At 42.2% G+C, this 12,618-nt stretch carries 10 protein-coding genes and 1 tRNA gene; 7 read left to right on the top strand and 4 right to left on the bottom strand.

All coding sequences use genetic code 11. The annotated features are described in order from the left end of the window. The first annotated feature begins 217 nt into the window (after nucleotides 1-217). On the top strand, nucleotides 218-1,492 hold the full coding sequence (locus DP114_RS15800; protein ID WP_171976542.1) for an ABC transporter substrate-binding protein: 1,275 nt from the start codon (nucleotides 218-220) through the stop codon (nucleotides 1,490-1,492). Here DP114_RS15800 and DP114_RS15795 read toward each other — a convergent pair. Further along, the gene (locus DP114_RS15795; RefSeq protein ID WP_171976541.1) at nucleotides 1,415-2,953 is read right to left on the bottom strand and encodes a ScyD/ScyE family protein; all 1,539 of its coding nucleotides are present in this window, start codon (nucleotides 2,951-2,953) and stop codon (nucleotides 1,415-1,417) included. The genes DP114_RS15800 and DP114_RS15795 overlap by 78 nt on opposite strands. A gap of 411 nt (nucleotides 2,954-3,364) precedes the next feature. Here DP114_RS15795 and DP114_RS15790 point away from each other — a divergent pair, with 411 nt between their 5' ends. From DP114_RS15790 to DP114_RS15775, 4 genes are all read left to right on the top strand, one after another. Continuing rightward, a complete protein-coding gene (locus tag DP114_RS15790) occupies nucleotides 3,365-4,189 on the top strand; it encodes a carbohydrate ABC transporter permease (RefSeq protein ID WP_370469286.1) in 825 nt (274 codons plus the stop codon). A gap of 72 nt (nucleotides 4,190-4,261) precedes the next feature. Next, the gene (locus DP114_RS15785; RefSeq protein WP_171976539.1) at nucleotides 4,262-4,921 is read left to right on the top strand and encodes a Uma2 family endonuclease; all 660 of its coding nucleotides are present in this window, start codon (nucleotides 4,262-4,264) and stop codon (nucleotides 4,919-4,921) included. Nucleotides 4,922-5,046: 125 nt separating this feature from the next. Continuing rightward, entirely contained in the window at nucleotides 5,047-5,880 is an 834-nt protein-coding gene (locus DP114_RS15780) for a carbohydrate ABC transporter permease (RefSeq protein WP_169268646.1), read from the top strand. A gap of 65 nt (nucleotides 5,881-5,945) precedes the next feature. After that, entirely contained in the window at nucleotides 5,946-7,145 is a 1,200-nt protein-coding gene (locus tag DP114_RS15775) for an FAD-dependent oxidoreductase (RefSeq protein ID WP_171976538.1), read from the top strand. A 39-nt stretch (nucleotides 7,146-7,184) separates the two neighbouring features. Here the strand turns inward: DP114_RS15775 and DP114_RS35955 are convergent, their stop codons facing one another. Continuing rightward, entirely contained in the window at nucleotides 7,185-7,448 is a 264-nt protein-coding gene (locus DP114_RS35955; protein ID WP_246163332.1) for an ArsR/SmtB family transcription factor, read from the bottom strand. 170 nt (nucleotides 7,449-7,618) lie between these two features. On the opposite strand from DP114_RS35955, the gene DP114_RS36325 reads away from it, so the two are divergent. Both DP114_RS36325 and DP114_RS15760 read left to right on the top strand, forming a co-directional pair. After that, complete coding sequence (locus DP114_RS36325) at nucleotides 7,619-8,023, top strand: metal ABC transporter permease (protein ID WP_171978210.1); 405 nt, start codon at nucleotides 7,619-7,621, stop codon at nucleotides 8,021-8,023. 238 nt (nucleotides 8,024-8,261) lie between these two features. Then, a tRNA-Phe gene (locus tag DP114_RS15760) sits at nucleotides 8,262-8,334 on the top strand. A gap of 256 nt (nucleotides 8,335-8,590) precedes the next feature. Here the strand turns inward: DP114_RS15760 and DP114_RS15755 are convergent. Beyond that, entirely contained in the window at nucleotides 8,591-8,995 is a 405-nt protein-coding gene (locus DP114_RS15755) for a hypothetical protein (RefSeq protein ID WP_169268505.1), read from the bottom strand. A gap of 425 nt (nucleotides 8,996-9,420) precedes the next feature. Then, on the bottom strand, nucleotides 9,421-12,597 hold the full coding sequence (locus DP114_RS15750) for a serine protease (protein WP_246163211.1): 3,177 nt from the start codon (nucleotides 12,595-12,597) through the stop codon (nucleotides 9,421-9,423). Nucleotides 12,598-12,618 lie beyond the last annotated feature (21 nt).

The raw sequence follows: 12,618 nt of genomic DNA, 5'->3' as shown, positions 1-12,618 counted from the left end.
AAATTTAAATAAAGAAAAAATCAATCCGCAGTTACAGAGTCAAGATCTAAAGTGGCAGAATTTTTACTTGGCTGTGATCCGAACCAACGTGTCGAAATTTTTAAGACTAAAATTTTTAAGATCATTAGTAGCGATCTGCGCGCTGCGCAGCAGCGTTTGCGCAGCGCCCCCTAAGGGGCTAGCTATCGCCCAAAGGACAATACTCCCAAACAGAATTATGCTTTGGGCGGCTCTTTTTGGAAGCATCGCCCTCTTTGTTATTGGTTGTCAAAATCTACCTTTTATGAGCGTTTCCTCTGCACCAACCGCAGTCACTATCAAACTGGGCGGTTGGACAGCAAGTCCAGCAGAACAAAAACTCTTGAAAGAACTATTGCAAGACTTTGAAGCAAACCATCCTAATATTAAAGTCAGGCATGAAGTCATCAACGACCAATACATGGATGTCATAAAAACCCGCTTGGTGGGTGAAGCGGCTCCTGATGTATTCTATTTAGATGCTCTTGAAGCTCCTTTTTTCATGAGCCAGAATGTTTTAGAACCACTTGATGCGTATATAACTCCCGATTTTGAGGTTGCTGACTTTGAGGAAACACTACTCAGTAGCTTCAAATATTCTAAGCATATTTACGGCTTACCTAAGGACTATTCGACACTTGCTCTGTTTTATAACAAAAAAGCTTTTGCAGCCGCAGGCTTAACCATTCCACCATCAACTTGGAATGAACTGCGTGCCTACTCAAAGAAGTTGACCGTAGACCGTAACCGAGATGGCAGAATTGATCAATACGGTTTTGGAGAAATTCCAGAATTAGCGCGTCAGGCTTACAAAATCAAAGCTTTTGGTGGACAACTTGTAAACCAAAATGGTTATGCAGCATTTGCCAGTGATGCCAGCTTGCGAGGATTACAATTGGCGATAGACCAGTATCAAAAAGACCGCTCCTCATCTCAAAAATCTGATGTTGGCACAAATTCTGGCAGTGAAATGTTTGGTCAGGGTAAAGTCGCAATGGTAATTGAGGGGAACTGGGCAATTCCCTACCTCACAGAAACTTTTGCTAATTTAGAGTTTGCTACTGCAGAACTACCTACAATTAATGATAACAAAAATACGATGGTATTCACTGTTGCCTACGTGATGAACAAGCAAACCCAACACAAAGCCGAAGCTTGGGAACTTATTTCTTATCTCACAGGTAAACAAGGTATGACAAAGTGGACGAAAACAGGCTTTGCTCTGCCATCTCGGAAATCTGTTGCTCAGAAATTGGGTTATGATCAAGACCCCGTGAGAACTGCACTTGTGGCAGGAGTAAATTATGCTATACCTTGGCAAGTCGGTGAATATCCAGCAGCGATTGTAAACAATTTTGATAACCAGTTTGTTAGCGCTTTGTTAGGACAGCAACCACTACAACAGGCGATGCAACGAGCACAAGATGAAGCTAATGAACTGATTAAGGCGATAAGCCAGAGGACTTCGGCGTGAGCGCTCAGTCGTTCGCGCAGCGTGCGCTTTGCGCATACGCTTGACGCTCCGCGTATCGCTATGGAGTAAATATGAGTGAGTGGTATATGGCGGTTTGCAATTGGGTAAGGTACACAAAGAAATTATGAACCACTCATGGAACACAGATAAATCTGTACTTGATTTCTTGAGTACTATGCGTTTTGGCTTACGCTTGTGCAAAGTACTCAGTCCTAAAACACCAACCGCGACTATAGCTATTACAACACTTGGTTCAGGGACTTTTGCTTTTGGATCAACCCGCAAAACTTGCCCAACTCCAGGGCGATCGCCTTTATTTGCTACATAAACAGCACTATCAAGACCAATTGTCAAGGCTGTGGCAGATTCTAGTCCATTGCCACTAAGCAAAGTTGTACGAGTGCCATCTGGGGCGATTTGGATAAGAGAAGCATCTGTAACGCCCGACCATTGCGGTGCATTGGAATATTGTACGGTATACAAATTGCCTTGGGGATCAAATTCTAAATCACAGAGTTGGGTAAAGCCGTCAGCGTAGACTGTAACTTCACCATCAGATCCAACTCGAAATATCCGCGCTTTACCGACTGGAAAAGGAAAACCCGTGTATTCGCTGACGTACAAAGCACCATCAGGACCAAATGCGGCACCTGTCGGTACTGATTGAATTTCAACTTCCTCTGGAGTTTGACCTGGTGGTGGCGCGTCAGGAGGTAGCACTTGTCCAGGTCCAGGAGTTGGGAAGACAGGATTTGTTATTGTTTGCTTGGGAAGCACAGTAAAAGTCTTCAAATTACTGCCATCAAGTCCCACAGTTAAAATGTCATTGGCAGCCGCATCAATGACATAAGCAGTATTGCCCTTAATTGCCAGACCATAGGGGTTGCTAGCGATTTCACCGCTTGTATCAAGCACAACTTCCCCAGCAGCATTATTAGCCAATTCATATTTTGCAAAATCGCCAAGACTTGTTAACGAACCCGTGTTGAAATCTACTTTGTAGAGTTGTCCCCAACCGGGGGCATTTTCTGAAAAATCGCGGATGGTGGGATTACCACCATAACCGATGAGAAGGTAAGGATTTCCTGCTGCATCAAATTGTATATCTTGAGGATCTTCACCTGTAGCACCAACGGGTCTTAAGGCAACAGACGGCAACCGTGTAAGTATACGCTCTTGTTTGCCGTCCTTAACTCTTGTCACGGCACCACTTGTACCAATACATGAATCAAGACCTTCCAAACTAGGTCCGGGAATGCATCTGCCATCTCCTCCTACACCCGACTCTGTGATGTAGAGGCTACCATCAGGACCAAAGTTGAGACCCCTGACATTATCAAGACCCTCAGCAACGACACTAAACGATGCAGCTGTTGCTGGTTTAGTTCCAAAAACAACAGCAAAACAAAAAGTAACAGCTGCAAAGCTAAAAGCTGATTTAGAAAGTAGAGATAAACGCATACGGCAATCAGGCGTCAGAATTATATCGAGCTTTTTAACTGACTGAAAAAAACATCTACCGTAAGGATGGCAATGCGTACCAACCTCATATAGAGGCTTATTGTTTGAATATGAAAATCGTGTTTAGAAACTCTGTATTTTTAGTAACAGCGTATAAAATCTTGAAAGCGGAATGCAATGAATAATCTTTTGATAGGCTTGACATTTCTTTAAGTTTTGTTTAAGTCAAGCTTGGTTGAACTGCAACTGAATTGATACACAAGCAGTTACGATAAATAATCATGCATTACCTATCGCTACAGTCGGGATGGTGCCGGATGAGTTGGAGGTACATTTGTGTTTGAAGTCAGAAGGCGACAAACAAAGTCTAGATCGAACATCACACAAGACTTGGCTGGATACTTGTTTATGATGCCAACCATTCTGGTGTTGGGCACATTTGTCGTGCTACCCATTCTCTGGGCTATTTTTCTTTCTCTGCACAAAGTTCAACTTCTTGGCGCTATTAAGTATCAATTTGTAGGCTTTCGCAACTTCACGCGACTCATTGAAGATGAACAGGTTTGGATTGCTTTAAGAAATACAGCCCAATATGTTGCAATTGTTGTCCCGGCTCAAACTGTCTTGGCTTTAATTCTAGCAGTGACGCTCAACTCTGGTATTCGTGCCAAAAATTGGTGGCGTATCCTTTACTTTTTGCCGACAGTCACTTCATCGGCTGTGTTGACGCTGATTTTTATGTGGATTTATAACACGAATGGGTTACTCAATGATTTTCTTGCTTTTGTAGGGCTACCTACTTACAACTGGTTAGGAGATCCAGCCGTTGCCCTCAAAGGTATTATGCTGATGAATATTTGGTCAACAGCACCGTTTTACATGGTGATTTATTTGGCAGCGTTGCAGGATATTCCTCGTTCACTTTATGAGGCTGGATCGCTAGATGGAGCAAATGGCTGGCAGCAGTTTATTCATATCACAATTCCTATACTCAGACCAGTAACCTTTTTTGTAGTCACAATAGGAGTGATTGGCACGTTTCAATTGTTTGACCAATCTTATATTTTTTCTAACGGCACTGGTGGACCGAATAATGCTACTTTGACAATAGTTCTATTGATATATCAAGCTGTCTTTCGTAACTTACAGATGGGATATGCAGCGGCGATCGCCTTTTTACTCGCAGCAGTCATTATTGTTATCACTTTGATTCAACGGCGGTTTTTTGGAGGCTAAAATTTTTAAAGGAAACTTACTGAGCTAAAGCCATTCATGTCAAATAAGTTACACTTCAAAATGGAGGCAAACATGCTATTAAAACTGAAGCAATTAGAAGTTCCACCAGGACAGCGAGTGCTGCTAAAAAATGTTACATGGCAAGAATTTGAAACGATTTTACAAGAATTAGGTGAGCATCGTGCCGCTAGGGTAGCTTATGAAAATGGAATGCTAGAAATTATGACACCACTACCTGAACATGAGCGTAATAAAGAAAATATTAGCGATTTAGTGAAAGTACTCCTTGAGGAGCTAGACATTGAATTTATGTCTTTAGGTTCGACAACTTTCAAAAATGAATTAATGGACAAAGGCATTGAACATGACAACTGTTTTTATATCCAAAATGAACCAGTTGTTCGAGGCAGAGACAGATTAGACTTAACAGTAGATCCGCCTCCAGACTTAGCGTTAAAAATTGATGTCACTTCCCGCACTCACTCTAGTATCTATGAAGCATTAGCAGTACCCGAGTTGTGGCGCTTTGAAAAAGGAAAATTACAAATTAATGTTCTGCAAAATGGTAAATATATTTCGTCTACGTTTAGCCCAATTTTCCCTAATTTTCCTCTCCAGCAAGTCATTCCTGAGTATCTTCAACAGTGTAAAACTGTGGGTAGAAACAAGACTATGAGAGCTTTTAGAGCTTGGGTGCAAGAACTCATTAGCAAAAATATTTCAAGGGTGTAAATGTAGTTTAGAATACTGGTTGTTTTTTTCAGTTACAGAAGCTGATTTAATTCTCAAGTTGAAGAGACTATTTAAGCTGGGTGATGGTGAGGAAAAACTAAACCCTTGATAAAGATATTATCAAAATGAAAATATATAATTTTTTGACTTGGAAGACACTGCTATACATTTTACTAACACTGTATGCAATCATCACGCTCATTCCCTTTTTATGGGCACTATCAGCATCATTTAAGCCGCTATCAGAAATTGTCAGCGGTGAACCTAATTTTGTACCCAAAAACTTTACTCTCGACAACTACAAACAAATTTTTTTCCAAGAACCGCTGTTTCTGCGGTGGGTCTTCAATAGTGTGGTTATAGCTATCAGTGTGACTGTATTAAACTTGTTATTCAACTCAATGGCAGGTTACGCCTTAGCAAGACTGAACTTTACGGGTAAACGCTTCTGGTTCTTCCTGATTTTGACAGTCTTAGCAGTCCCTGCACAGATCACCCTCATTCCCACATTTTTAATTTTAAAAGCTTTGGGCTGGCTGAATTCCTATCAAGGGATGATTGTTCCTAGCATGGTTAATGCTACCTTCATTTTTATGATGCGGCAGTTTTTCGTGAATTTTCCCAAGGAATTAGAAGAAGCTGCTCAATTGGATGGATTGAAGACTTGGGGTATTTTTCAGCATATTGTTTTACCTTTAGCAAAACCAGCTTTAGCAGCACAAGCAGTTTTTGTATTCATGGGAAATTGGAATAATTTCTTGTTACCTCTAGTTATTTTGTTTGATCCAGAAATGTTTACTCTTCCTTTGGGATTGAATACTTTTAAAGGTCAATTCATTAGTTATTGGAACTATATTATGGCGGCTTCTATGGTGTTTACTTTACCGGCTTTGGCGATTTATGCATTTTTTAACAGGTATTTTATTGAGAGTGTAACGTTTACGGGAGGAAAAGGTTAATGTAAGCAACTCAAAACTGAAAATGGACAATTTACGAACAATTCAATAAACGTAGGGGAAATGTAATGGCGCAGATTGTGATTGTGGGTGCAGGCCCGACTGGTGCTACGCTTGCTTTACAGCTTGTAAAACGCGGTATTGCAGTAACATTGATTGAGGCGGCGAAGGATTTCCATCGAGTGTTTCGCGGTGAAGGGTTAATGCCGAGTGGGTTGGATGCACTTGAGCAAATGGGATTATCGGCGATTGTGGAACGTATTCCTCATAGACAACTCGACGCATGGGAGTTCATCATAGGCAAAAAGCAGTTGTTTCGAGTTGAGGAACCAATGGGGGCAGATCAACCTTGTACGTTGGTGTCGCAACCGCCGTTGCTTGAAGCTATCATTACCGAAGCTCAGGCTTATCCTAACTTTGAATTTATACAAGGTTTTGCTGTAAAGGATTTACTATCGATTAATAATCGCGTTGCGGGTGTGAAACTGGGCAGTGGACGTGAAATTTCCGCCGAACTTGTGATTGGGACAGACGGTCGAAACTCGGTTATCCGACAACGGGCAGGGTTGCAATTGGTACGCCAGCCAAAGGATGTGGATATTCTCTGGTTCAAACTTGCTGCCAGTCCCAGGTTTACAGGAGATAATGTGTTTAATTTAATCGTTAATGGTGATCGCGTATTCACCATCTTTCACGGAGCAGAGGAAGGAAAACTGCATCTAGCTTGGGTAATATCTGCAGATGAAAAAACCGATCGCAAACAAGCAGACTGGGCAGAAATTTTTGCATCGCTATCACCCTCATGGATGGCAGAGCATTTCCATAGCTATGCAGACACCATCGAAACTCCGATTAAGCTATCAGTTGTAGTTGGTCGTTGTCCATCCTGGTACGCCCCAGGAGTGTTACTTCTGGGTGATGCTGCACACCCAATGTCTCCCATTCGCGCTCAAGGAATCAATGTCGCATTGCGTGATGTTATTGTCGCTGCTAATCATCTTGTACCGCTGTTTAACGCACAAGCTGGACACAAAGAGATTGACGCAGCACTATCCCGGATTCAAGCGGAACGTGAGCCAGAAATTATCCGCGCCCAACAACTCCAGATGCAGGAAGCAGCACAAGGCGAACTACTACGAAAAAATGCACTGATACGTTGGCTATTGATTCAACTTGCTCCCTTACTTGGTCAAACAATTCGCCACTCTTGGCTGAAGCGACAGTACGAAATGCGTCAGGGTATCACGCAGGTGCATTTGAGTGTCTGAAACTTGATGAGTTGGTTAAAAGTTTAGCGCCATGATCCTTTACTCCTGTTCATCCAAATGTTCAGCAACAGCTTGATAAAGATGCAAAACATGACTGTCATGTAAGCGGTAGAATACATTACGACCTTGCTTGCGGTAACTAACCAAACGCATCGCCCGTAAGTTTCTCAGTTGATGGGAAACAGCAGATTCACTCATTTTTAATACTGCTGCCAAATCACTTACACAAAGTTCTTCTTGAGCTAACAGTGAGAGAATACGCAAACGATTAGCATCGCCTAAAAAGCCAAAAAATTCTGCCATGCGCTGGGCTTTCTCACTGTTGAGAAGCTCATATGACACAGGTTGCACGTTATCACTCTCTACTTGACTGGATATTTGATTGTACTCACTAGTTTCTTTTTGGGAAAGAGAATGAGTGATATTGTCAGCAAAAGTGTCTTTAGTTGACATAGTATTCATGTAGGAAATTTATAGTTATTTTTTTAATAAAAAAGAAATCTTACATACTCAATAGCCTTTTGAATATTGTCTTATCAGGCGGGTTGGCAGTAGGCATGATTCTCACTAGCTTAATTCAAGGATATCGCGATAACCTCATGAGCGTACTATTTGGCAAGATTCTCGCTCGTTTGGTGTTGCTATCTGTGATTGTCGGTTCCATAAGCAGTATCGTTGGCATCTTTGTATCAGGTTTTTTCAAGTTTGCTTGCGATCCTAGTATTATTCTTGTTCAGTTTGTGGTATTAATGGCTGTTTTTGGCTGGATTAGCAAAAAAGTTTGCCCAACCCTGATTCATATTCGGGCTAATTCTTCCTTCACCCCTATCCCCTTACACGGTTCGGACGTTCGGACGTTCGGCGAAGCTATCTCCTGAGCCCTGAGTCCCAAAGGGACACGCTGCGCGAACGGGCACGGCTTGAGGCCGAACGGAGACGCTACGCGAACGACGCCGCTCAGCTTCCGCTCAGTCGAACGCTGAAGCCTTAACACCCGCCTCCTTCAGGGCTTGCTCAAGTTGAAAATAAAAGCTGCTGAAATTTTTTTCTGCTAGGTACTTGCAAAATTAATAGAACTTTGCTACATTTATTAATCGTGGGAATCAAAGATTCCACGCCGGGATAGCTCAGTTGGTAGAGCAGAGGACTGAAAATCCTCGTGTCACCAGTTCAAGTCTGGTTCCTGGCATTATCTCAATAAAACCATAAGCTGTAACCCTTGATATTACGTTAATAGCCTATCTGCGCTCAACTCTTTGGCTACAGATGCCCTTACAACTGTAGACATACCTTCATCACTATGTCACTAGAGGCTGGAATACCCATCACTCATGTAGCTAAATGGGTTGGCAACAGCCCCGAGGTAATATTAAGACACTACGCAGGCTGCTTAGGTAACTTAGAAGTACCTCTGGTCTGAATATTGGGTCTATAAAGCTGTCAGGTTAGTCATCATCATCATATTCCTCACAGTCTGCTTCTAAGTCCCTAGCGATAGTCATTTTCTCTTTGATAGTTTCTAGCGCTTTTTTCGCTCGTTCATTTATATACCTATCGTAGTATTCCATTGTAAATATGGCACGACATATCAAGTCTATTTCTTCATTGCTTAGTTCTAATATTTTGAGTTCCATATTATGCCCGTCAGGATAACGACGGTATCTTTTATTGTTTTCAGGGTAAAATACGCCTATTTCTGATACTGGAGCTTGTCTCAGTTTTATTCTGAGACTATCAATAGCCTGAATACCTATATCATTTAAATACTTATCCAAAAATAACCATCTACCCAAGGCACGATAAATAAGCTCCGTTTTTTCTTTATGTAGCTCTAACCTTTTGACTTCCATATAGTAGTTAGTGGTAAACACGTATACAGTATAGCCAAAAACAAACCCGTCCTTGTCGTGGATGCTAACCTAGTATGTGGACAGGTTTAACAGAATGAGGATGGATGGTTTAGATGGCTATCACCGCGATATTAACCGACAGTGAAACTAGGGAAGAGACAATACTGGACTTACAAGATACTTAAGCTTTTGAAGCTATCTGTTATGAAGCCTAAAAAGTATAAAATAACACTCAAAGAGGACTACTCAGAGCTTGAGGATAAAACAGAGGCTAAGGACTTAGTTACCCTGTCTGAATGGCTACTAGAGGAGAATATAGACCGGTCCATTAGTGACAAGCACAGGCTAGCTAGACTCATACCTACTAAAGTACCGACTGGTAGGATTTTCAAGGGTTCTGTCTCAAGTGGCAACGTTGCCAAAATCTAATTTTGAAAAAGACGTGAAAAACCTTCTTTATTGTAAGCTTCTGCAAGATCTGGGTTAAGACGCATGGCTTGCTTGAAATCCTCTATCGCTCCTTTGTCGTCTTTCTCTTGCAAACGCACTAAACCCCGGTTGTTGTAAGCTAAGGCAAGATCTGGCTTGAGGCGAATGGCTTGTGTAAAATCGGCGATCGCCTTTTCGTAGTCTTTGGCATTTTGTGTCTTCTGCAAAGACTCTGGATTGATGTATAACACAGTGGGTATGTTGGAGTTGAGGCGAATAGATTGATTTGCGGGGGCGATAGCCCCTATCTTATCTTCTTGTTGCACACGCACCAAACCCCGGTTGTTGTAAGCTAAAGCGAAATCTGGTTTGAGGCGAATTGCTTCGTTGTAATCTGCGATCGCTCCAGTATAGTCTTTCTGTTCCTGTCGCGCGTTACCCCGCAAGGTGTAGTACAAATGTGCTAATTGAGGAAAAAGACCGATGGCTTTGTTGTAATCTGCAATTGCTCCTTGTTGATCTTTGAGGATAAATCGAGCCTTTCCTCGTTCACTATAAAACCACGCGTTATCAGGCTGGAGTCGCAAAGCGGTGTCGAAATCTTCTGTAAATCCCTGTTGGGAAGCCATCATAGCATTGACAATTCCTCGACCAACATAAGCGGGAGCATAGTTTCGTTCTAGGCGTATTGCTTCGCTATAGTTTTCCATTGCTGTTTTGTAGTCTTTCTGAACAGTCCGCACATCGCCCAGCTTTTTGTAATAAATATAAGCTGATTCCGGAGCAAAGCGAATCGCTGCGGTGTAATCTTCAATAGCACCCTTGTCATCTTGTAAAATAGAATGCGCAATACCGCGCTTATTAAAAATAGCTGCTGAGTCAGGTTCAAGGCGCAGTGCTGTCTCGAAATCTTTGATGAATGCTTTGCGGTTTCCCATCATGGCGTAAACTATGCCGCGATCAACGTAGGCATAGCCATTATCACCTTGAAGAGTGATAGCCTTATTTAAATCCTCAAGTGCTCCTTGATAATTTTCTTCGTTAGACTTGGCGATTCCACGTCGTCGATATGCAAAGGGATTATCAGGTTGAAGCCGCAAAGCTTCGTTAAAATCTTTAATTGCTTGGGTGGTGTCTCCAATAGTAGTTAAAGTTTCACCCCGAAGAATATACTGCAAAGGCTGAGGATTAATTTTAATCGCTTGATCGCAAGCCTTAATCGCTTTTGAGTAATTTCCTAATTCACCCAAAACACTACATAGTCCTCGATAAGCCATGAACTCATCTGGCTTGAGTGAAATCACTTTCTCCAAAGCTTGGCGTGCTTCTTCGTATCGATTCAAGGCAAAAAGCGTATCACCAAGTTCACGCCAAGCTGGATCGTATGTTCGATTATACGCTCTTGCTTTGTTAAAAGATTCAAGTGCGTCTTTATATTTTTGCAGTAGACGTTGTGCGCGTCCCCGTGCATACCAAGCTTGATAAAAGTCTGGCTTGATTTTGATGGCTTTGTCAAAAGCATCTACTGCTTTTTCATACTTTTGCGATCGCAACAATTTATTTCCATAACTAAGCCACTCAAATTCATCCGAATTGTCTTTCGGTGATGCTACATTCAGAGCAGATGAGATTATTGCATCTTGCTGTGGAGCGCTCAATCGCGGTGGCAAAGTCGTGTGTTTCTTAAGATTGAGTTCCAATTTATCTTGTTGTACCAGTGCCAAAAACGTATGAATTGGCACACCCAAACTGTAACCTAGTTGAATTTCCCGTGCGTCACCAGTTTTTTGTTTAATTAAAGTTGGTTCACCTTCTGCTGCTGTATGAATCCCAATGACTCGACCCAAACTATCTAACACTGGGCTACCACTCATACCTTTATCGGTGGAATTAGTATAAACCAGTTCATAACCAAAAGCAAAAGAACGAGAATCTTTAACGCGATCAATTCCCCCACCATAAAGCAAGCCAGCACTAAATTGACGTTTTGCTTGTGTAGTAGGATCCTCAGATGTCGGGATTCCAGACACAAAAACGATTCTGTCTTCATTTTCCAAGTCATAATCAGCCAGAGTCGCCACTTGGTAAGTTTGGTTGCTGGTGAATTCCAACAAAGCTAAATCTGTCCCTTCCCAGGTTTTCACCCCCGTTGTGTTGACTGAATACTGCTGATTATCTGGGGTAACAATTTTCAAGTTGTTCTTGTTTCGCACCACATGACCAGCGGTGAGGACGTAATATGTGTTACCTTGCTTATTAACAATCACTCCCGAGCCATGACTGCTTTCCCAACTAATTAACACCGTAATTTCTTGGGCAATCTTGTCTACCAGACTTGCCACCAAGGGCGTCGAGTTTGGTGCTGCTTGTTTAAGTGTATTTCTTGCTTGAGGGATTTCTGGTGGAATAATTGGGGGGTCGAACTGCGCTAATGTTTCAATGGGGACTCCCCAACTTGAGCGTTTCATCCGTTCACGTAAGGCATCATTAGGTTGAGAGCCATCCTCGTACATATAAGGATCGCCCCACAGAGGTTGAGCATGAATACCATTGACACCAATAACCTTACCTTCATTATTTAACACCGGTCCGCCGCTCATGCCCTTTTCAATTTCATTGGTGTATCCAATCCGGTATCCCCCTTTCAAAGGGCGTTCTAGCAACAGGGAAACACGCCCACTCGTTGTAATCATCTGCCTTGACACAGATGAATTCTCTTCAAAAGGAAACCCTGCAGCTAATAGTTGATCGCCTTCTTGTAAGGTTGAGGAATTTCCTAAGGAGGCTATGGCGTAGTTTCCTGGTGCACGAAGCTGTAATACACTCAAGTCTTTGTTATCATAATTAACATCCTTGAGCAACTGTGCCGGATAATTTCGACCATCGGATGTATAGATCAGATGTTGTTTGCCTGTTTCCAGAACGTGCCGACTGGTGAGAACTGTATACAGTTGACCTTCTTTCTGAATCAAAATCCCAGAACCGCCGTTGTTCCCTGAAATAATTTTGACAGTAATAGATTGAGCAAGTTTCCGCAATTGTTCTTGTGACAATTGTGAGACTTGCTGCTGAGCAAATAGTTTGGCACTAGAAATATTTAGAGGAAGACTTTGTACTGGTAGCATCCATAACGTCCCCATCCAGACAATCAAAGCCAGTAACCGACAATTCATTTGCTCATATCCCAATTAATG

It is taken from the genome of Brasilonema sennae CENA114, from assembly GCF_006968745.1.
Lineage (GTDB): Bacteria > Cyanobacteriota > Cyanobacteriia > Cyanobacteriales > Nostocaceae > Brasilonema > Brasilonema sennae.
This window is presented reverse-complemented; position numbering and strand designations above follow the sequence as displayed.

Bases quoted from the DNA above. Each gene is read 5' to 3' on its own strand.
- DP114_RS15800 (WP_171976542.1), top strand. From the start codon at position 218: ATGCTTTGGGCGGCTCTTTTTGGAAGCATCGCCCTCTTTGTTATTGGT.
- DP114_RS15795 (WP_171976541.1), bottom strand. From the start codon at position 2,953: ATGCGTTTATCTCTACTTTCTAAATCAGCTTTTAGCTTTGCAGCTGTT.
- DP114_RS15790 (WP_370469286.1), top strand. From the start codon at position 3,365: ATGCCAACCATTCTGGTGTTGGGCACATTTGTCGTGCTACCCATTCTC.
- DP114_RS15785 (WP_171976539.1), top strand. From the start codon at position 4,262: ATGCTATTAAAACTGAAGCAATTAGAAGTTCCACCAGGACAGCGAGTG.
- DP114_RS15780 (WP_169268646.1), top strand. From the start codon at position 5,047: ATGAAAATATATAATTTTTTGACTTGGAAGACACTGCTATACATTTTA.
- DP114_RS15775 (WP_171976538.1), top strand. From the start codon at position 5,946: ATGGCGCAGATTGTGATTGTGGGTGCAGGCCCGACTGGTGCTACGCTT.
- DP114_RS35955 (WP_246163332.1), bottom strand. From the start codon at position 7,448: ATGGCAGAATTTTTTGGCTTTTTAGGCGATGCTAATCGTTTGCGTATT.
- DP114_RS15755 (WP_169268505.1), bottom strand. From the start codon at position 8,995: ATGGAAGTCAAAAGGTTAGAGCTACATAAAGAAAAAACGGAGCTTATT.
- DP114_RS15750 (WP_246163211.1), bottom strand. From the start codon at position 12,597: ATGAATTGTCGGTTACTGGCTTTGATTGTCTGGATGGGGACGTTATGG.